The 21,654-nt window shown below is 51.6% G+C and carries 18 protein-coding genes; 10 read left to right on the top strand and 8 right to left on the bottom strand.

The annotated features are described in order from the left end of the window. Positions 1-53 precede the first annotated feature (53 nt). From G163CM_RS06075 to G163CM_RS06060, 4 genes are all read right to left on the bottom strand, one after another. Positions 54-1,367, bottom strand: a complete 1,314-nt coding sequence (locus tag G163CM_RS06075) for a type II toxin-antitoxin system HipA family toxin (protein WP_231827248.1) — start codon at positions 1,365-1,367, stop codon at positions 54-56. Continuing rightward, a complete protein-coding gene (gene hipB / locus G163CM_RS06070) occupies positions 1,367-1,633 on the bottom strand; it encodes a type II toxin-antitoxin system antitoxin HipB (RefSeq protein WP_015964395.1) in 267 nt (88 codons plus the stop codon). Before hipB ends, G163CM_RS06075 begins: the two co-directional genes overlap by 1 nt. Positions 1,634-1,810: 177 nt before the next feature. Then, positions 1,811-1,969 carry a YqaE/Pmp3 family membrane protein gene (locus G163CM_RS06065; protein ID WP_015964394.1) on the bottom strand — a complete coding sequence of 53 codons (159 nt, stop codon included), beginning with the start codon at positions 1,967-1,969 and terminating at the stop codon, positions 1,811-1,813. 202 nt (positions 1,970-2,171) lie between these two features. Next, positions 2,172-7,592: an ECSE_1600 family autotransporter gene (locus G163CM_RS06060; protein WP_231827247.1), complete on the bottom strand. Its 5,421-nt coding sequence runs from the start codon at positions 7,590-7,592 to the stop codon at positions 2,172-2,174. Positions 7,593-8,008: 416 nt separating this feature from the next. Between G163CM_RS06060 and paoA the strand changes: the two genes are divergently transcribed. From paoA to G163CM_RS06035, 5 genes are read left to right on the top strand one after another with little or no spacing between them, the layout of a single operon-like run. After that, entirely contained in the window at positions 8,009-8,677 is a 669-nt protein-coding gene (gene paoA / locus G163CM_RS06055; protein ID WP_231827246.1) for an aldehyde dehydrogenase iron-sulfur subunit PaoA, read from the top strand. Next, positions 8,674-9,624, top strand: coding sequence for an FAD binding domain-containing protein (locus G163CM_RS06050; RefSeq protein WP_231827245.1), 951 nt, complete (start codon positions 8,674-8,676; stop codon positions 9,622-9,624). The genes paoA and G163CM_RS06050 overlap by 4 nt, the downstream gene beginning before the upstream one ends. 1 nt (position 9,625) lies before the next feature. After that, entirely contained in the window at positions 9,626-11,824 is a 2,199-nt protein-coding gene (gene paoC, locus G163CM_RS06045; RefSeq protein WP_231827244.1) for an aldehyde oxidoreductase molybdenum-binding subunit PaoC, read from the top strand. Positions 11,825-11,833: 9 nt separating this feature from the next. Then, positions 11,834-12,727 carry an XdhC family protein gene (locus G163CM_RS06040; RefSeq protein ID WP_231827243.1) on the top strand — a complete coding sequence of 298 codons (894 nt, stop codon included), beginning with the start codon at positions 11,834-11,836 and terminating at the stop codon, positions 12,725-12,727. Beyond that, a complete protein-coding gene (locus G163CM_RS06035; RefSeq protein ID WP_231827242.1) occupies positions 12,724-13,323 on the top strand; it encodes a nucleotidyltransferase family protein in 600 nt (199 codons plus the stop codon). Before G163CM_RS06040 ends, G163CM_RS06035 begins: the two co-directional genes overlap by 4 nt. Here the strand turns inward: G163CM_RS06035 and G163CM_RS06030 are convergent. Continuing rightward, positions 13,304-14,035, bottom strand: a complete 732-nt coding sequence (locus G163CM_RS06030) for a MerR family transcriptional regulator (protein ID WP_041686446.1) — start codon at positions 14,033-14,035, stop codon at positions 13,304-13,306. The genes G163CM_RS06035 and G163CM_RS06030 overlap by 20 nt on opposite strands. 236 nt (positions 14,036-14,271) lie before the next feature. Beyond that, positions 14,272-15,492: a diguanylate phosphodiesterase gene (locus tag G163CM_RS06025; protein ID WP_231827241.1), complete on the bottom strand. Its 1,221-nt coding sequence runs from the start codon at positions 15,490-15,492 to the stop codon at positions 14,272-14,274. Positions 15,493-15,809: 317 nt separating this feature from the next. Here G163CM_RS06025 and ycgZ point away from each other — a divergent pair, with 317 nt between their 5' ends. The 5 genes from ycgZ (at position 15,810) to cho (ending at position 18,335) form a co-directional block, all read left to right on the top strand. Then, on the top strand, positions 15,810-16,061 hold the full coding sequence (ycgZ, locus tag G163CM_RS06020; protein ID WP_015964385.1) for a regulatory protein YcgZ: 252 nt from the start codon (positions 15,810-15,812) through the stop codon (positions 16,059-16,061). 99 nt (positions 16,062-16,160) lie between these two features. After that, entirely contained in the window at positions 16,161-16,451 is a 291-nt protein-coding gene (locus G163CM_RS06015) for a hypothetical protein (RefSeq protein WP_231827240.1), read from the top strand. Between the two features lie 47 nt (positions 16,452-16,498). After that, positions 16,499-16,765 carry a biofilm development regulator YmgB/AriR family protein gene (locus G163CM_RS06010; protein ID WP_015964383.1) on the top strand — a complete coding sequence of 89 codons (267 nt, stop codon included), beginning with the start codon at positions 16,499-16,501 and terminating at the stop codon, positions 16,763-16,765. A 54-nt stretch (positions 16,766-16,819) separates the two neighbouring features. After that, the gene (locus G163CM_RS06005) at positions 16,820-17,377 is read left to right on the top strand and encodes a helix-turn-helix transcriptional regulator (RefSeq protein ID WP_015964382.1); all 558 of its coding nucleotides are present in this window, start codon (positions 16,820-16,822) and stop codon (positions 17,375-17,377) included. 94 nt (positions 17,378-17,471) lie between these two features. Then, positions 17,472-18,335 (top strand): excinuclease Cho, encoded by an 864-nt coding sequence (cho, locus tag G163CM_RS06000; RefSeq protein ID WP_231827239.1) that lies wholly within the window; start codon positions 17,472-17,474, stop codon positions 18,333-18,335. Here the strand turns inward: cho and G163CM_RS05995 are convergent. Further along, positions 18,332-19,507: an HlyD family type I secretion periplasmic adaptor subunit gene (locus G163CM_RS05995; protein ID WP_231827238.1), complete on the bottom strand. Its 1,176-nt coding sequence runs from the start codon at positions 19,505-19,507 to the stop codon at positions 18,332-18,334. The genes cho and G163CM_RS05995 overlap by 4 nt on opposite strands. After that, positions 19,504-21,651: a type I secretion system permease/ATPase gene (locus tag G163CM_RS05990; protein WP_231827237.1), complete on the bottom strand. Its 2,148-nt coding sequence runs from the start codon at positions 21,649-21,651 to the stop codon at positions 19,504-19,506. The genes G163CM_RS05995 and G163CM_RS05990 overlap by 4 nt, the downstream gene beginning before the upstream one ends. Positions 21,652-21,654 lie beyond the last annotated feature (3 nt).

Below are 21,654 nucleotides of genomic sequence, written 5' to 3'. Positions count from 1 at the left end.
TTATGATTGCCCAGGTCGTTTATCCCCGCCAAAAGCCCATTTTTCCTTCAAACTCATCTCTCCCGGCTTAACCGCCCATGCAACCTCAGCACATTGGTCTGGATTGCCATCGCCACGTTCTCTGGGAAATCTGTCGGTAATGCAGTCGTCACGTTATCCAGTGCTGCGGGAATCTGCTCTGCAAACTCATTCAGGATTTCACGCATCTGTACTTCCGGGAATTTCAGTGCCTTTGCTGTCGCCAAAAAATGTCGCGGATAAATTTTATCGATTGCCGTTTTTCTGCCTTTGGATGCATTAAGCCCCATGGCCAGTTTCAAATCGCTGATATGTATTCCCGTACCGCCAAGAACCGGAAATGCCGAAATGATGTCGTAAAATGGTGTGAGCCGATAACTGCCGCCAGCCTGAATAAATACGGAGAAATTTTTTGCATGGCCATCCGTTGCGCCAATCAACCACTGGAACACCTGAAACTTCATAAAATCATAGCGATCTTTCAGCGCCTCGCTGGACCCCATCAAAAAAGCCATGATTTGCGCGATACCCGGGCCTCCGTCAGATTCGTATTTGACTGATGACGGTAAACCGAATGTCTGGCACATATCTTCCTGCGGCAAGCGGAGTAAAACTGACCGTTCAGTATTCCAGCGTCTGTCGAAGCGTTCGACCGCCAACGCGCGCACCCTTCCCGCTTTGATGATTTCGGGGCCGGGAACATTCAACCCGAGTTGTTTCGCCAGCAGCAGACAAAAATATTCATTATCAACGCTTTGGCTAAGATCGAGCGTCGCATTAGGCTGTCTGATTTCGCCAATCGGCAATTTGATAATGTGCGTCGTTGGCGTTATTCCCTTCGGAATACACCAGTCAGCGCCCATTTTGAGCAGCGCGGTTTTTTCCTGCGCGCCGGCAACGGAGATGCGAAAGTCATTTTCTGCGTTAATCATTCCTAACGGGATATCTGATTTATAAGCCGACAACACCTCTTCAAGCTTTGCCTCACTTAATTTCTCCCATGTCATAACCGGATTTGTCACCGCTTCATCCTCCGGTAATAACGTCACTGCGCCTACGCTATCTCGACCGACTTCTGACAATAAATCAAAAGGTTGCTTTGATTTTGCGCGATAACGTTTAACGATCCTGTCGCGCACGATCGGGCTATCAGGCAGCAGGTTATCGAAGAAGTTAAAAACCGCATCCGAGGTGATATTCCCCACCTGCAACGGTAGCGAAAGTGACAATGGCCTGGCATAACGATTGGCTAACCATTCCGGCGCATATTTAAACGTATGCGCACCGTTGGCCAGTTTCGTTAACTCACCGACTCGCTGATTGTTCATCCATGTGACAAGTTTAGGCATTACCACTCCAGATCCTGTTGGTCAGTAGATTCAGGCGCAGCGTCTTTTGTTTCGCATAGCGTCATTGAGAGCTCAAGTGACTGTAAAATCTTAAAAAAAGTCGTCAGCGTGGTGTTATCCGGGTTATTTTCGAAATTGGAAATGGTCGCCTGCTTTATGCCGATTTTTTTCGCCAGCTCGCTCTGCGTCCAGCCATTTTGCTGACGAACCAGTTTCATTGCATTCGCTAATTGCGTTGGGCTGTAGATCATCGGGAAGCTCTTCATGTCATTCGTCCACAGGAAAGTTATCCGCGCAAAGGGATATTTATGTTTTTATCCCTTCTTGAGGATAAAGTCAATCTGTGAACTCATTTTATCCGCTATACGGGATAATTGCAGTGATATCCGCGATCGCGGATAGAAGAGAAGAATTAAAAAACGGCGCTGATGCGCCGTTTGAGGTTAATCTTTAGTTTGAACCCAAAATGCGTGAATTAACCCCGGAATATACCCAAGAAGCGTGAGGATAATATTTAATATAAATGCCCAGCCGAAGCCTTTACCAATTAATACACCCAACGGCGGCAAAATGATCGTAATAACGATTCTCCAGAATCCCATATTAACTCCCTATTATCATCTTAATAGCACACAACTAAGCATAGCTGACTCTGCCGGGAATGCACTCTAAATCATCCAGTTACGCTGCGATGAAGAGACAATTCAGAGTTTTCTACCCTGCTCAATCATAAAGAGAATATAGGTAAATACTTAACAATATATTAAAGCCGCATGCCCTTAACGACATGCGGCTTGTTACGGATTACCAGCTGTATTTCACACCCAGCATCCCTTGAGTATCGCTATAGCCTTTATCACCTAATTGCACACCGACATTCCCCCACAGGCTGAGGTTATTATTCATTTTCGCCTCAACCCCGGTACGCACTTCACCCAGATTTCGTGCGCCATCGCGACTTACGGTTTGCCCGTCCATCTTCACGGCGTAGACTTTGCTGTTATAGATCCAGTTCGCTTCGATGTAAGGCTGGAACTCACGCTGTTTGCCATCGTCACGCTGATGATGACTGTTCAGATAAGTTTTCACCCCGAGTCGCGTTTGCACGTTTCCGTCGCCTTCCGTTTCAATGCGCGTTCCATCGTTCCGGGTATGGTCAGAATCTTTCACACCCATCCAGGTGATTTGCGCCTGCGGCTGAACGTACCATGTATTCAGCGTTCCTTCGCTGCCGCTAAAGGTTCCCGCTTCAAAGGTATAACCTCCTTCAATAGATGCCGTCACGCCGCGAGAGTTATAGTCATCATCTGAACGGTTATCGGAACTTACGCTGTTATCAAACCAGTTATAAAGGGCCCAGCTGTCAACATAAGCGCCGGTCTTATCTGTATCGTTCTGATACCAGGTCGCATACAGCCCAACGCTGTAACCGCTGATGCGCCCATCCGATTTATAACCTACGCGGTTACTTTGTGTATTACTGTGCTGATTGGCGTAGCCTGCCATGATGCCGAGATGCCAGCGATCCTGCGCAGTGCTGCTCCACTGCGCCAAATCGCCGCCTAACTGCAATACATAGCGGTTAGCCTGCGTTTTTAACTGGCCGTCTCCGGCGCTGGAACGTTCGTGTCCTCCGACATGACGCATCCACATACTGGTTGCCGAATCCTGCGCGCGCAGGGAATCGGTATACTGCGGTTCACCCAGACGGTCGTGTAAGCGATGACTAAACAGCGTATTTGCTGCGGCAATGTTGCTGATATAGCTCCCGGCTTCCGGGCGAACCACTGATGGACCTTCCGGATCCACAACAGGTGGATTATCAATGGGGTCGGGCGTATCCGGTGGCGTCACGCCGTCCCATTTACTGGTCAGATACCAGTTTTTTGCGTCATTACCCTTCCCTTTAGCCAGCGTGTAGACGTAAGCCCCTGCTTCTACAGTTCCTGTGGTTAGCGCGAAGTTACCCGCAGAATTACCGCCAACTTCAACGAGTTCAATACCGTTGACCGTTTGTGCGCCAACGCCGCCAATATTATCAACCCGAACGCGGGTATTGCCCTGCGTATCGCCTTTTACGTTCATTTTATCCGTAGGGGAATTATCGCCACCCAGCGTCGTGTTGAACGTCATCAGGCCATTGTTGCCGGTATAGTTGCCGTTAACGGTCAGTACATTGCCCGGTTTTCCTCCTTCGCTGTTCATTTGAACCGTGCCGCCATTATCCAGGTTGCCGCCAACAGTGGTTTTCGCGACGCGCAGTGTCCCCCCGGACATAACATTCACATCCCCTGCGGTGGTGACATTTCCCGACATAACACCGCTGTTATGGATATTGATATGTTGACTTGCCATATCAATGGCAGCGCCAGAACCGAAAGCAATTTCACCGGCCACGATATCCGTCGTCCCCTGATACGCTGCAGAATCGTTGTTGAAGGTTAAGATCCCGGTGCCCAGTTTGGTCACATCACCGCTGCCGGTGATGCTGTGCGTCATTGCCCAGCCACGTTCGGTGGCAATAGTGAGCAGGCCATTATTGATAACGGAAGCATCGCCCAGGTTTTTCTGTTCGTTGACGCTCAATGCGCTACCTGCGTCGATGTTAAATTGCCCCGCAAAGCGGCTATTATCGCCATCCAGCTCAACGTCAGTTTCGGCAGTTGCGCTCACCGCGCCCTTGCCGCTCATACTGTTACGCAGTTCGCCAATCACACTTTTCAGCGTTAACTGGCCGTCATTGGCAATATTTCCACTGCCCAAACCTTGCGCATTATCGATGCTGACTTCCGCATTCGGGCTAATGCTGGTTAGCGCGTTGTAGCGCGCATTCACCCCTTCAATGGCCAGCGTTCCTCCTGTTACATTCAGGTTTCCGCCACCAGCCAGTTCTCCCTGACTAATGCCACCGTTATTCACCGTCAGGGAACCGTCTTTGAACAATACGGTCGAGCCCATTTCCCCGGTGAATGCTCCTACTGTCTGCGACGATCCGTTTAGATCGACGATAGCCGCGTTGCTGATATTCAGCTCACGCGTATTGCCCAGCACGCCGTCCGCGTCAGTACGCAGGGTCCCCATCTGAACGTAGGTTGCGCCCTGATAGTCGTTCTGACCATTGGAAAGTGAAACCTGTCGAACCGTATTGATCGCCAGATCCCCTTCACCGCCGATTTTTGCCGACATATCAGCCGTCGCACCATAGGCTCCACCGTGTTCGGCTAACGTCAGCGTCTTCCCACCATAGATGTTCAGCGCCTTCAGACCATAGTTCACGTACAAGCCATCACCCGGTGCGGTTGTGAGGCGGAAACCATATTCGCCATCGGCAACCACCGTACCGTTTTGCGCAATTTGTAACGTTTTATCCGCCGTCACCTCATCGCCCTGCAAATCACGCAGCGTTAAGGAGCCTCCAGACCCAATAATGGTCTGCGCTTTCACCAGTTGAACGCCGACATGGCTATCATCCTGTTCCAGCAAATTGAGGGTTGTCAGCGGATTATTAGCCATCGGATCGTTCCACGGGTTCGGTACGTCGATAAGCACATCGCCGGTTCCGTTTACCTGGTAGTGACGATCCTTCCAGGTGTAGTCACCCGCGCCGGCCACCAGCGTATCGACGCTGATATACCCCTCTGCAAGCGTCGCGGCAGGAATATCCGTATCGAAGATCAACGTGCCGCCATTCATAGCCAGCCCGCCTATAGATTGCTCACCTGCTTTAACCGATGTGGTATTTCCATTGTCAGACTGCAACATCGCGTGGGTAAGCGCCGCCGTGTTATCACTTTCCAGAGTAAAAGCACTGTCTTTCAATTGCGCAACACCGGCGAATTCAGTCCCTGTCGCATGGGTAAAGCCAAACTTATTGTCAGAAGATGACAATTGCACTTGCAGCAAGCCATCGCCTTTAAGCGCATTGGTCAGCGTGTAATCTCCGGCACTGTTTGTAGAGGCGAGAATCTCAAGGGTTCCCGGGCTGGCAATCGTCACTTCACTCGTTCCCATACCCGTGACGCCATCCGTGGTATGTGATGCAATGGTCAGAAGCCCGCCGTTGACCAGCGTCTTGCCACTATAGGTATTCCCCCCATTGAACACAGTATGTCCCGCGTCATGAATGACTTTCCCGTCTTTGTCGTCACCCGTAATCAGCAGATCGACCTGGTAGCCGGTATCACTGTTATCCGTATGATTAAAGACAAAAATGCCTTCACCCAGACCAAGCTCTACTTTTGTCGCGTTGGTGATATACCCGGCATCCGCCGCCGCCTCTCCGTGAGCTGCGCCAATATTGAGCGTCCCTACGGCAGGTTCAAAAGTACCTAAGTAAACTTCTCCACCAACCACATTCAGGGTGCCGTTATTGGTCAGAGTTACTGTTCCCTTACCAGTGGCGCCCACCAGCATATTGAAGGTTTCAAGAAGTGAGTTTTGCCCATCAATCAGGACAGTTCCTTTACCTGTGTCATAGGAACCAATCTGTGTATCAAGGGCCTTCACTTCGCCACCGGAGGTAATATTCAGTTCCCCACTGCCGGATAAACCAACCCGAAGCAACTGACCATTACCATCCTCGTTGAGAATATTCCAAAGGCTACCCGTTGAAATATTGACAAGCCCTTTACCTGTGATGTTTGAACCAATAAAACCATATCCGGAAGACGTCAGGGTTGTACCATTACTGACGTTTACGTTGCCATTACCAGAATTACCTACAATAAGGCCCTCACTCCTGAAGGACGAGGTCTCATCCTTCAAATTCAGCGTACCGATACCGCTTTCTTCTTCACCCAGGACAGTAATATATTCCGATACAAACTTACCGCCATCGCTAATATCAAGATTTCCGACGCCTCCAAAACCAATGGTGGTATAGACGGTATTATTGACCTCCCACCCCCCCCCCGTTGTAATGCTCACATTCCCGACACCGGTCTCACCATAACCGAGTGAGCTTCCGCCATTGCTGACCACAAGCCCATCATTACTGATATCCATTTCGCCGTAGCCGTCATAACCGAGATTGGTGCCGAGGTTAGTAATAACCGAGTTTTTATCCTTGACGGTAATACTGCCTGTCCCTGTCTGTTTCATCCCGGCAGTGATGATGCCTGAATCAACCTTACCTTCATCCGAAACATTAAGTTCACCGTCGCCAGCGTCACCTACGTAGATATATCGGAAAGCTTCACCCCTTCCGAGGAAATTCCAATGCCCCTTATCAGTCACATTGACGACGCCACGAGAACCAGGCTCTCCGCCTAATAATGCAAAAGACGCGTTATTCACGAGGCCGCTATTGGAAATATTGATCGTACCGTTACCACGAACACCGTTATAGAGTCTGGTAAACGTGATTACAGAGCCAGGATCTTGCACATTCAAGGTTCCGATACCGGTAGGATTACCACCAATATAAGTATCTCCTGCCGTAACTATGCCACCTTCGCGAATAGTCGTTTCACCCGTCCCTTGATTGCCAATCTGGAAGTCAACTGGTATATTATTATTTTCTATCTCCCACTCCCCTCCTTTTTCGACAATAACCTGACCATTACTGTCCCCCTGATAACCTACAATGGCAACTTGTAAACTATTGACGTAACCTTTATCGGTAATATTTAATGAACCCGTTCCATACCCTCCGATTTGGAACATTTCAGTCGTCAGTTCCGAACCTTCTCCCTCAACATTAACCGTCCCTACACCTGTTGCCTGAGAGCCTACCGTTAAATAACCCCCATCAACGTGACCCGCCTTGCGGATATTAAGCGTACCTTTTCCTGATTGACCGAGATTTAAAGGCCAGGCTCCATTTCCAGCATCATACAATCGCCAGGTGCCACCCAAAACATTTACGGTACCATCAGACCCCACATTACCGCCAACGACGCTGGTTGTATGAGTGGATAAGGAAAGATTACCGCCAGTCAAAATATTAAGCACCCCAGTGCCACTCCACCCGATCTGGTAGAAGTCGTAAGCACCAGCGGTATTAATATTTATAGTCTGATCATTATCTACCGTGAGTGGAGCAGCTGAGGCTATACCAGCCAGCGCCATCAATACACTCAGCGCCAGCATGTTGATTTTGTTGTTGAGGGTTGGAGACTTACTCAGATTAACAGTGGATGTCTTACCTGTCCGGCGAGTTAATTCCGAGCAGACCTGAAAGACCTGGAGGGTACTATTCCACATGACGCGATAGATTCTATTCATATAAACGCTCCATATACAAGCAATACAGCCACGAAAGAGATGAACAGCAAGACATTGGAAATGAAACTTATTGATTTATGAGAGGTCTGTATTGAGTGTCATCTGGAAGGAAAAAGGTGTCAATCTGGCTTATTTACGTACCCACCTTAATGGGTAATATTTAAAAGTGAAGATATCTTATTTCATTCAAAAATAAATTATTTGCTCTTTCTGCAAAATAAGACAATTACTTCTGATACCAGGAAATTTGTCACAGCCTTATTTTTCGACAAATAGCACTAATTGCTAAATCTAAAATTTACTCAACGCCTTCCTCAACTGCGGACGGTTTTAGGAATATTCCCTATTAAAATAGGGGCTATCCTTAATGTTTTAAGAAAAATAGCCAAACTATTTTTTCCTACCGGAGGCCTGGCATGAGCAAGCAAGGCGGAGCATCTGAAAACCACCCCGAACTTAACCTCACACGGCGCACGCTTTTGAAAGTCAGCGCTGCAACTGCGGCAACCGCTGCCGTCTATCCTCAACACGCGATCGGTGAATCCGTTCCTCGCGATACGCCAGCACCTGAGATAATGCCCGTTACGCTTCAGGTAAATGGAAAAACCTGCACGCTGGACATGGATACCCGCACAACGCTGCTGGATGCCCTGCGTGAGCACCTTCAACTCACGGGAACCAAGAAAGGATGCGACCACGGACAATGCGGTGCCTGCACGGTCCTTCTTGATGGGCGTCGGGTGAACGCCTGTCTCACGCTTGCCGTTATGCATCAAAATGCAGAAATCACCACCATCGAAGGGTTGGGTTCGCCGGAAGCCCTCCATCCGATGCAGGCTGCCTTTATCAAACACGATGGCTATCAGTGCGGTTATTGCACCCCAGGGCAAATCTGTTCTTCTGTCGCCATGATTGAGGAGCTAAATACGGGGATCCCCAGCCACGTCACGCACGATTTGGTTTCGCCACCATCAATGAACGACGAGGAAATCCGCGAACGGATGAGCGGCAACATTTGTCGCTGCGGAGCCTACGCCAACATCCTGGCGGCGATTAATGACGTCAGCGGGGAGAAAAAATCATGAAAGCGTTTACCTATGAACGGGCCAAAACACCCGCCGAAGCCGCAAAAAACGCGCAGCAGAACCCAGGGGCAAAGTTCATCGCCGGCGGAACGAATCTGCTTGATCTCATGAAGCTGGAGATTGAAGCGCCGCTCCACCTGATAGATATCAATGGCCTGGGGTTAAACAGCATCGATGTTACGCCTGAAGGCGGGCTGCGTATCGGTGCCATGGTGCGAAACACCGATCTTGCGGCCAATATGCACGTTCGCCGTGATTACGCCGTGTTAGCCAGAGCGTTGCTTGCAGGCGCATCCGGCCAGTTGCGAAATCAGGCGACCACCGGCGGAAATTTGCTCCAGCGCACGCGATGCCCCTATTTCTACGATACCAACCAACCGTGTAATAAAAGAGTCCCCGGCAGCGGTTGCGCGGCGCTGGAGGGCTTTAGCCGCCAGCATGCCGTCGCGGGAACCAGTAAAGCGTGCATTGCCACGCATCCCAGCGACATGGCGGTAGCCATGCGCCTGCTCGATGCGGTGGTTGAAACGGTTAATCCCGATGGGCGCGAACGGCGTATTCCTATCGATGCCTTTTATCTGCCGCCAGGCTCCACGCCTGAAAAAGAAAACACCCTCGCGCCGGGGGAACTGATCGTCGCCGTCACGTTACCTGCGCCACTGGGGGGAACGCATATCTACCGTAAAATTCGCGACCGCGCGTCTTACGCGTTTGCCCTGGTCTCCGTGGCCGCCGTTATTCACCAGGATGGAACGGGTCGGGTGGCCTTTGGCGGGGTGGCGCATCAACCGTGGCGAAAGATGGAAGCCGATAATGTGTTACCTGACGGGGCACAAGCGGTCTTCGATAAACTCTTTGCTGATGCCACGCCTACCCCGGCGAATCAATTCAAACTCACGCTGGCGAAGCGCACGCTGGCCTCCGTACTGGCTGAAGCGAGGACATAACATGAAATTCACTCAACCTGCCGGAGATAACCCGATAGACAGACTGCGTGTTGTCGGGCAGCCACACGATCGTATCGATGGCCCGCTAAAAACCACCGGACGCGCGCATTACGCCTATGAACGCCATGAAGAGGCACCTGACGCGGCTTATGGCTATATTCTCGGCGCGTCGATAGCAAAAGGTCGCATTACGCATCTGGATACGCAGGCAGCCAACGCGGCACCCGGCGTGCTTAGCGTAATAACCGCGAAGCACGCGGGTACGTTAGGGAAAGGCGAAAGAAATGCCGCCCACCTGCTCGGCGGCCCGGAAATCGAACACTATCATCAGGCTATTGCGTTGGTTGTGGCGGAAACCTTCGAGCAGGCGCGTGCCGCATCGGCACTGATTGAGGTCAGCTATCAACGCCAGCAAGGTAAATGGGATCTGGCTGAAGAAAAACCACAGGTGACAACGCCACCCGAAGACACACCGGACAATAACGTCGGCGATTTTGCCACGGCGTTTGCCGGGTGCGCGCATCAGCTGGATGCTGCGTACTCGACGCCAGACCAAAGCCATATGGCCATGGAGCCACACGCATCAACCGCCCGCTGGGAGGGCGATAAGCTGACGCTGTGGACCTCCAACCAGATGGTGAACTGGTGTAAAAAAGATTTAGCGGTTACGTTGAAGATCCCCGAAGAGAATATCCGCATTGTTTCGCCGTATATAGGCGGCGGATTTGGTGGCAAGCTCTTCTTACGCAGCGATGCGCTTCTGGCGGCGCTGGGCGCGAAAGCGGTTAAGCGCCCGGTAAAAGTGATGCTGCCGCGCCCAACTATTGCGAATAATACCACCCACCGCCCGGCGACCCTTCAGCATATTCGTATTGGCGCAGATAACGACGGGAAAATCGTTGCGATTGCGCATGATAGTTGGTCTGGCAATCTACCGGGCGGCACGCCAGAGACCGCCGTACAGCAGACGCAGTTCTTGTATGCGGGGGCAAATCGTCACACGGGATTAAGACTGGCACAGATTGATCTCCCCGAAGGCAATGCCATGCGCGCGCCGGGTGAAGCACCCGGCCTGATGGCGCTGGAAATCGCTATCGACGAAATTGCCGAGAAGGCAGGTATCGATCCGGTCGAGTTTCGTATTCGGAATGATACTCAGGTTGACCCGTCCGATCCCCAACGTCCCTTCTCCCGTCGCCAGTTAATTGAGTGCCTGCGCACAGGCGCAGAACATTTCGGATGGCGCAAACGCAATGCCACACCGGGCGTCATTCGTGAAGGTCGCTGGCTGGTCGGTATGGGGATGGCTGCCGGATTTCGTAATAACCTGCTCGAGACCTCCGCCGCGCGCGTGCTAATGAGCGCCGGGGGCGACGTGACGGTTGAAACGGACATGACCGATATTGGTACCGGAAGCTACACCATTCTTGCGCAAACCGCTGCCGAAATGCTGGGCGTGCCGCTGGAAAAAGTCAGTGTTCGTTTGGGTGACAGTCTCTACCCGGTTTCGGCAGGGTCCGGTGGACAATGGGGAGCGAATACCTCGACCTCTGGCGTTTACGCCGCCTGCGTCAAATTGCGTGCGCAAATTGCCCGCAAAGCCGGTCTCGATCCGACGCTAGCGGTGTTTGAAAATGAAAAAATTAGCGATCGCTCGCGTAGTATCAACCTTATCGATGCCCTTGCCGGGCAGCCTGAGCAGGCAGAAGACCACATTGAATTTGACCAACTGGCGGAGCAGTATCAGCAGTCGACCTTTGCTGGCCACTTTGTTGAAGTGGCGGTAGATGCCGTAACTGGCGAAGTGCGCGTGCGGCGTATGCTGGCCGTGTGCGCTGCGGGACGAATACTCAACCCGAAGACCGCCCGAAGCCAGGTGATAGGCGCAATGACCATGGGCATTGGCGCCGCCCTGATGGAAGAGCTGGCGGTGGATACACGTCTGGGTTATTTCGTTAATCATGATATGGCCGGCTATGAAGTACCGGTGCATGCCGATGTTCCCCACCAGGAGGTCATTTTCCTTGATGATACGGACCCGGTCTCCTCACCAATGAAAGCCAAAGGTGTCGGCGAACTTGGTTTGTGTGGGGTCAGCGCAGCTATTGCCAACGCCGTTTACAATGCGACGGGCGTACGGGGTCGGGATTACCCCCTGACGCTGGATAAACTGCTTCATGGTCTGCCGGAAAACGCGTAAGGAGCTCAGATGTTGCAGCGTTTGAAATGCACGCCGAAGCAGGCGCAACTGACTGACGATCCGGCGACAATTCTTCGTTTTGCCGTCGATTCGCTGGAAAGCGGAATGGGCGTGGCGTTAGTCACGCTTACTGATATACACGGGGGCGCATCTCGTGCACCGGGCAGCCAAATGGCCGTACGCGAAGATGGGCAATATTGCGGCTACGTGTCGGGCGGATGCGTTGAAAGCGCCATTGCCTGTGAGGCGCTGGAGGTGATTGCCACCGGAAGAGATAAGTCGGTACGTTATGGACAGGGATCGCCGTGGTTTGATATCGTTTTGCCCTGCGGCGGCGGTATCACCCTGACGATCCACGCGCTGCGCTCCTGCGCCCCGCTGCGCGATATTCTCGGCAGTCTGGCACGGCGTGAGTCTGTCTCCCTCATCTATAACAGCAGCATTGGACAGCTTGAAGGCATTGCCTCTCATCAGCATACCGGATGGGTGGAAGAAAAGTTTGCAATCGCCTATCACCCGATTGTGCGGCTGATACTCTCAGGGCATCATATTGAAGCCGAAATGACGCGCCAACTGGCGAGCACGGCGGGATATGAGGTGACGGACGATCCGGCGCTCATGGATACACATAGCGCGTTGATTTTACTCTGGCATGACCTCGATCGGGAACGATACTTACTGGCGCAATCACGCATAAGTCATCCGTTTTACATTGGCGCGCTGGGCAGTGAGCGAACCCACCAGCGGCGAAAAGCGCTATTACGGGAATGTGGCTGGACGGAAACTGAAATCGCCGCCATTGCAGCGCCCATCGGCCTTATCCCCAAAGCGCGTGACTCGCGCACGCTGGCATTGTCGGTACTTGCCGACGTCGCCCACGCCCGGCAAGGTCTCCACTTATGAAGAGCTATGGGCCGGTGGTCATTGTTCTTGCCGCTGGAAAAAGTGAACGCTTTTACGCATCCGGTGCGACGCAACATAAACTTGAAGCGGAGCTGTGCGGGAAGCGCGTGCTCGATCGCACGCTGGAAGCGGTGCAACAATCGTCTTTACCCTGGTATCAGGTACAACCTGATGCGTCAGCATCCGGTATGGGCGATTCTATCCGTCGGGGCGTTCTGGCGACTCAGCAGGCGCAAGGATGGCTTATCTTGCCTGCTGATTTGCCGCTGGTTGAAAAAGAGACACTGTTACGCGTAGCGAAAGCGTTGCGCGACGGTACGGTGATCGTACCACGTTATTGCATGCAAAACGGGCATCCCGTCGCGTTTGGACGGCACTATTTGCCGCATTTAACGGCGTTATCCGGTGAGACGGGAGGACGTGACGTTGTGGAGCATGCACGGCAATGTGGTCAGTTACTTAATATTGAAGTCGACGATATCGGTATCGTGCTGGATATTGATACGCTTGCCGATTTACAGACTGCAAAAGAGGTGTATCTCGAACGCGAAGGCCGAAAAGACCGCAATGCGGTCATCAAGGCTGGTGGAACTTAATGGTATAACCCTGCTCGTTCCAGTGCTGCAATAATTCTTGTTGCCGTCTTGTAGGGGTAAGGCCGGTCCAGACAAATAACATCTGACCAGGGAAGAGTTCAGGGCGAGGCGATTCGAGCGGTTCAGCCAGTACAGATACATGCCAGCCGGACTGAGATAAACGCCAGGCTTCAAGCCACAGACGAACGCGATCGTCAATTTCCCACCCGATGAGCAACGCTTCTTTTCCAGACTTACGTCGACGTTCCGTTAATGTCGCGGCAACATATTCAATCAAAATGCCATCAAACATACTGCACATAATACGCGCCGTATTGTGATCAAGGCTGAGCCGCTGACGTACAGGGCCATAAACATGATCAATTAAAGCATCAACCGGATGCTCGCGCCCGGCAGCAACAATTTTTGCGCGAAGTTTGGTTGGGCTGGCGTAACGCAATACGGACATCATCTCTTCCTGAAGATAAGTCCAGTCATCGTGCGTAATGGTGCGGCTCTCTTCGAGCAGCGCTTTCACTTTCCCGACAGGAACACCGCTTTTAATCCAGCGTTTGATTTCTTCAACACGCTGAATATCTTCTTCGTCGAACTGGCGGTGCCCCCCCTCACTGCGCTGGGGTTTGAGTAACCCATAGCGCCGCTGCCACGCGCGCAGCGTTACCGGGTTGATTCCGCATCTTTCGGCCACGTCGCCGATACTGTAAAAAGCCATAATGCCTCGCAACTCAACCATTACATCCCTGGGTAATGTTCTGTACCGTCTGTATAACTTACTTTTTATTGTACAGCCTTTTGGGGCGTAATGAGTATAAAAGTCGTTAACTTTTATTAAACAAGCTGTAAAAAATGAGGAATATCAACGGCAGGCATGGGGGATTTAGGATAAATCACCCTCTTACGGCGCAATGCCGTAAGAGGAAAGAGAAGCAACAGGAGAGTTGTACAATATTACAATAACTCTTTCTTTTCCGGCCACGAGATGGAAGGCGTACCCTGGCGATAGGGTCGGGCAAATAAATTGCCCTGGAAATGAGAAATGCCCGCAGATTCAAGCCACATCCACTCTTCCGCTTTTTCAACACCCAGGGCAGATACCACAATTTCCAGCGAACGGCAGCAGCGAATAATGGCCTGTACAATCGCCTGGCGCGGGCCACTTTTATGAACATCGCGAATCAGTTCAGCATTAATCTTGATTCTGTCAGGCTGAAATTGCGCCAGCAACTGCAGCCCGGCAAAGCCGGCACCAAAATTATCAATGGCCACGCTAATACCCGCAGACTTCAGTACACGTACCGCAGCGGTAAACTCCTCAATACCGGAAACCACCTCGTGCTCAGTAAATTCAACGACAATTTGCTCGGGCACCAGACCGTTAATTTTTATCTCATGCAGCAGATAATCCACGGCGTGAGGGATTTTTACCAGGGTCATTGGCAACAGATTAACGGACAGTATTTGACCACGCAGATCGCGCTCCCTCACCATCTCAAACGCCACTTTCTTACTGGTGAGATCGATTTCATAAATATCGTCGCCGGATAAACCCTCGAAATAGGTATTCGAAATCTCACCGTCGTGGGTGAAGATTAAGGCCTCCAGGGCGATGATTTCCTGCGCCAGGGGATCAATGATCGGTTGCAGGGCCAGGGTATACTCAGAGGCAGTAGAGGCTTTATAAGGACCCAGTTCATCGCTGATTGTCGTCGGTACAAACTCCCAGCTCTCGGCTGGCGGAATTTCATAGTAATTGCCCTTCTCTGTCGACTCGACAAAAGTGCGGAAAAACTGCAATGCACGATCGTTATAGGTGAGTTGATACGGAGATGTGCCTTTATCCAGCACGTTTTGCAGCACTTCTTCCCGGGCATGCTCGCGCAGGTCGAAGAGCTCCATGCCCACTTTGCCAAATCGGCGCGTTGGGCCGTGATCGCATAAAAGCTCTACAAGATTGTAGTGGCGCGGGTCTTGTGAAATGTCGTGATAAATCCGTCGCACCTGTTCTTCCGGGCCTTCAAGCAATTGAAAAAAATGCGTGCCGTTAAAGAGCAGTATTCCGGTGACATTTGCCTCAGCATTTCTAAGGTTAGCGGCCGCTACCATTCCCTCAAGGGCCTTGACGGGAACGTCGTGACATAAATGGCTGCGATAAATAATGGTGGTAAGCATAGCGGTTCCGACTACAAAGTTTTCTCAACATTAGCAGATAAAAGCTTAAATAGCTTTCAATTAATACATGGATTTAACATTACTCTCAATTAATTCCAACACTTGATCTTCCCCCTCTCCTCTATAAGGACAACCTCCGAAGTTTGTACAGATAATTCTTATCTTTGTACGCCTGTACACCTTATATCTTTATGATTTATAAGCAATAGCACTTTATGCTAAAAATTAATGCATCACTTGTACAGGATTTATGTACAATTTTTATGAGTTTGTTAACGCAAAGTGATACACGATAACGTCTTTAACAGGAGCGACACATGCAGCAGAACCGTCAATACACCATGGATTCAGCCAGTGCCATTTCCAGCTATTTCAATAAGGCTGCCCTTCCGACACAACAGGAAACGCTGGGGCAAATCGTGGTCGAAATTCTCAGCGCCGGCAAAAACCTGAACCGCAAGTCGCTGTGTACAAAATTATTGGGCCGCCTTGAACAGGCTTCCGGCATGGAAGAAGAGAAGCACTACAACGCGTTGATTGGTTTATTATTTGAAAACCGAAATTCATGAGGGAGATTTTTGCTCAGCGTGGCGACGACGATACCCTACCACCTGAGACAACTTAATGCTGTAAGCCCGATGGTTTAACAGCAATAAGAGACAGCAGTTATGAATAGTAGTAATAAAAAACTGAAAGACACTTTAATTGGTGAGGCTACTCTGCGGCTTATTAAAGACAAAAAGTCTATTAATTCTCAGGCTTTGTTAAATGAGCTGAATAAAATGCAGAGTCTGGAAATTGATTCAGAACGTCTCTCAGCATTGTACGTGGTAATAAGAGAAATAGAGAGTTTTACGGCATCGAAAGAAGCGAACTCCGCTGGCCATAAAGGCGTTAAACCCCGCACAGACGGGCGAAAGGAACTTTCGATGAATGGAAGAAATAGAAATATTCATTGAAGATTTTCAATGAAAACCACTTTTACAACTAACAGATGAGAATCGCTATGTTACAGCAATATGATTTCTACCAATCCATTCAGAATAAAGCATTGTCCGAACACTTCCTGAAGGCCGGCGATATGTTAGCTGATGAAGCAGAAATCCTCGGTGGTGCGGTTCGCCATCTGATGGCTGCCGGTGAAACCATTAACAACAAAAACATTATTGCGACGCTGATTCACTCTCTTGAATGCACAGATAGCGTACTCTCCGCTGATGTTATCCGCAAGACGTTAGAAATTGTGGTGGATTATACCCTCGATGATATCTGAATCATTGATGAACGATAGCCACTTTTAAATAACCCATCTTAATGTGGAGTCATTATGAAAAGCGAAGCGTGCCCTGTTAAACTGGAATTGGTCGATCTCTGGCTGGATGACAATTTCCTTGAATATGGCTTATGTGAAGTACTCAAAGATGTCAGATTAGATCGTAAAAACATTCGTTACGTGATATTTTCTGCCAGTCAGTATGTAAACGTAAAACGTCATAATTACGACCTGCGCACGCATCGTTTTATTCTGTTGAGCGACGGTCAACGTTACAATTTCCTTGACTCCTTTACCGTCAATCATATTTCGTCAAAAGCCTCTGCGGAAGAGATCGTCAAGTTCCTGACAAGCCTTCGTAAGAAGAATGAAGACGACTGCCATATTGAACACAAAGTAAAACTGTCTGCACGCGAAACCACCTTGCTGGATCAAATGTCAGATGGCAAAAAAATTATCGAGATGGCGGAAAATCTGAACGTCCACATCAAGACGGTTTATCAGATGCGTACCAATTTGATTAAAAAGCTGGGATGCTCAGGAAACATCGATTTTATGCAAACGCTGCGCACGGATGTCTTTAAAAGCTGGCTGACGGATCAGCGCGCGTAAGGTAACTGCTATGCATCTTCACAGCACCGGGCGAAGGATTGACATTATCATCCCGCCCGGTAAGCTGTATGCATAAACAGTATCTGGAGCTATTATGGTCAATCGTAGGGTCCCCGTTCGGCCCGAGCCCCTTCAAGGCCCCCTTTATACCTATCCTGAGCATCTCCGCTATTGCCTGGAAACGTTGCCGAAATTGCCTGGCGTGTACACCTTTCACGGCGACAGTGAAACGCTTCCTCTCTACATCGGTAAAAGCGTTAACATTCGCAGCCGCGTGATGTCGCATTTCCGCACCCAGCAGGAAGCGGCTCTGCTTCAACAGACCCGACGCATTAGCTGGCAGCCGACGGCGGGGGAACTTGGCGCGCTGTTGCTGGAAGCTCGTCTGATTAAAGAACAACAACCGCTGTTCAATAAACGATTGCGCCGCAACAAGCAACTTTGTTCCCTGCGCCTGCAGGGAAATACACCTCAGGTTGTTTATGCCCGCGAAGTCGATTTTTCACACACGCCGGGCCTCTATGGCCTTTTTGCCAATCGTCGCGCCGCCCTTGAGGCATTGAAGTCTGTCGCCGATGCGCAACGTCTGTGCTACGGCGTCATGGGGCTGGAGCCATTAAGTCGTGGTCGCGCCTGTTTTCGTTCGATGCTGGGGCGTTGCGCCGGGGCCTGCTGCGGCCGCGAAAGTGTAGATGATCACAATGACAGGCTCCGCAGTGCGTTAGCGCATTTGCAACTGATATGTTGGCCATGGAAAGGCGCCGTAGCGCTGGAAGAGAAAAGCGACACCCTCACCCACTATCATATTATTCATAACTGGCTGTGGCTGGGTGCGGTCGAGTCGCTAACGGAAGCCGATAACCTGACGTGTATCGCCACAGGGTTTGACCAGGATGGCTATAAGATACTCTGCCGCCCGATGCTGAGCGGCGAGTATATGATCCACGAGCTGGATTAGCGTTCACGCAGCGCTTCCCGCGCTTTATTAAACGGCTTCAGCAGATAATCGAGTACCGTTTTGCGCCCGGTCTTGATATCCACGGTCGCCACCATTCCGGGGAAAATAGGGAACTGCTGCCCGGATTTATTTTGCAGATGATTACTGTCGGTGCGAATGTATACCCGGTAATAATAAACATCACGACGAACCTCATCCTGAAGCGTATCAGGGGAGATCACCGCGACCTCGCCCGCTAACCCGCCGAAAATCGAGTAATCGTAGGCGGTTATCTTCACCAGCGATGCCTGTCCAGGATGAATAAATGCCACATCGCGCGGCGAGATTTTGGCTTCGATCAACAGTTGTTCATCCAACGGTACGATGGTCATCAATTTGCCGCCGGGGGCAATAACGCCGCCCACCGTTGTCACATCGATATCCTTAACAATGCCACGCACGGGGGCGGTAAAGTTTAGCCGTGTGAGCGAGTCCTCACGCCCTCGGATCACGGACCGCTGAGCCTCAGTATCTGCGTTCGCTTTGGCAAGATCTTCCCGCGCCCGCACATAATACTGGGTGCGAATTTCGGTAATTTTATTCTGTAACTCATTCAGCTGGCGCTGTAAACGTAACACTTCCACGTTGCTGGCCGCCCCTTGTTTAATCAGCGGCTGCGTCATACCCAGTTCACGGTTGACCAGGCGAATGCCCTCTTCCAGCCCGGAAATTGAGCGGGTAAGCGCTTCACGCCGCGTGGTATAAAGCGCCGTCTCCGAGGCGACCAGATCCGGTAATGGCTTTAGCTCATCAGGGAAAACCAGCGCTTGATTATTAACCTCGGCCCTGAGTCGCGCCGAGGTTGCCAGCGCAGCATATAAACGAGATTGCGCTTCCTGTACATCCGATTCCGTTTTGGTGCGGTTAAGCTGCGCCAGCGGCTGGCCTTGCTCAACAATGTCGCCCACCTTCACATTCAGATGATAAAGAATCCCACCCTCAAGAGATTGCACCACCTGATCGCGCCCGGAGGGCTCCACGGTGCCCGTACCGGTCGTCACTTCATCAAGTTTGAAAAACCAGGCCCAGCCCAGGAAGCAGAGAAACATGACCGCGACAAGGCGCACGGCCAGCGCAGAACGCGGCAGGTGTGGCTCATTCAGCCCACGGTTAAACTGAATCTGACCATTCATGCCGCGCTCCCCTTATCATTTTGAACTGTCACTCGACGCACCGGTGTGCCATTCAGTTCGTGCAGAATCGTCTCCTTCGCACCGTCTCTGACAATCCGCCCCTGATCCATCACGATTATCCTGTCGACCAGTTGCAGCATCGCCGTGCGGTGAGTGGCGATGACCAGCGTGCGATGGCCAATCCACTGTTTCAGTTGTTCGATTAAATGCGCTTCCGCCATTTCGTCCAGCGAGGCGCTGGGTTCATCGAGCAGCACGATATTGGGTTGAGAGATGAGCAGCCGCGCCAGCAGCAGCGTTTGCCGCTGACCGCCAGAAAGACCAAATCCCCCTTCCTGAATCATGTAGTTGAGGCCGTTTTTCTGCTTCTGCACAAACGGCAGCGCCCCGCTGAGGGTTAACGCGCGTTCGATATCTTCATCACTGGCCTCCGGCATCCCCATGGTGAGGTTTTCCCGCAGCGAACCGAAGAACAGTCGCCCGGTCTGGCTGAGTAGCCCCATGTCGCGACGCAGATCCGCCGGATCAAGCTGCCCGATACTGATGTTATCCAGCAACACCTGCCCCTGCTGGGCGATACGCATTCCGGCGAACATTTGCAGTAGCGTCGATTTACCCGCGCCGTTGCGCCCAAGAATGGCGATTTTCTCACCAGCCTGAATGTTGAGTTTGCCAATCGCTACATCGGCAATTTTCTCTTCTTCGTCGTAATAAAAGATAGCGTTACTGAACTGATAATTACCGTGCAGCACCGCTTTATGCACCAGTTTGCCGTGTTCCGGCTGATCCACCGGACGCTTCATCAGTTCATCAAGGCCATTACGCGCCACTTTTGCCTGCTGCCAGCGCGAGAGCACGCCGGATATCTGCGACAGCGGCGCGATGGTGCGCGAAGCCAGGATCGTCGTCCCGACCAGCGCGCCGGTGGTCATGTCGCCGTTCATCACCATAAAGCAGCCCACCAACAGCACCACGACGTAGACGATGGATTGCACTTCCTGGGTCCAGGTGAGCAGTAGCCCGGTGAGAAAACGTTGCTTCATGCTGATGGACGAGGCCACGTCGTTAGTGTGATTCCACTGATTCTGAAAACGCTGCTCGGCGCGCAGCAGTTTAATGTCTTCAATCGACTGCACGGCTTCGACAAGCGTAGCGTTGCGTACCGCTGACTCGCGCATTCCTTCGTTCGCCAGCCGCGCCAGCGGTCGTTGCACCAGCAGGCCGGGGATCACCAATAACGGCAGCGCCAGCAACACAACCAGCACCAGCCAGCCGCCGATCATCCACAGAATAAAAACAAACAGCAGGAAGAACGGCAGATCCGCCACCGCGCCGATAGTGGTGGAAGTAATAAGCTCCCGCACCGATTCCAGTTCTCGGATTTGCGAGATAAATGACCCGGTGGATTTCGATCGCACGTTGTTTTTCAGCCGTAATGCGTGACCAAAAACGCGATCCGAAATCCGTAAATCCGCCCGCTTGCCGATCATATCTGAGAGATGCGTGCGCACCATGCGCATACAGAACTCAAACAGGATCGCCATCATCACCCCGGCGAACAGCACCCACAGCGTCGGGTACGATTGCGCCGGAACCACCCGGTCGTAAACCTGCATCGAGAAAATCATCGCCGCCAGCGCCACCAGTGACGCCAGCATAATATCGCCATAGCGCCGCCAGTCTTTTAGCGAGAGATTCCAGAACCAGTTCGCCTGATACGGACGAATGTAGTCATCCACCCGCGCGTCAGGGATGGCGCTGAGAGGTCGCAATAGCGCCAGTTCGACGATGTTATCTTCAATATCCGCGACGTTAAGCGTGGTTTCCAGCCCTTCGTCACCGCTGAACTGAATGCTGATATTGTCGTGATTGTCGCGGCGGGTGATCACGCCAATCTGCTGATTATCAAACACCGCGATCAGCGGCAGCCGCCACGGGTTAAGCGAATCGGCGGAGAACTCCACCAACCGTAACCCCATTCCCAGTTGCCGCGCCATGTCGGTGAGCAACTCTTCCCGCTTGCTGTCGCGCTCCCAGTTGACGGTCGCGCGCACGTTCTCCTGAGAAAAATCAAGGCGGTAATAGCGCGCCACGGCGATCATCGCCTCCAGCCAGGCTTCCACGGACTGGGCATTTTTTTTCATTAT

The organism is Pseudocitrobacter corydidari (genome assembly GCF_021172065.1).
Lineage (GTDB): Bacteria > Pseudomonadota > Gammaproteobacteria > Enterobacterales > Enterobacteriaceae > Pseudocitrobacter > Pseudocitrobacter corydidari.
Note: the sequence above shows the minus strand (reverse complement) of the source record. Positions and strands in the feature narration are given on the sequence as shown.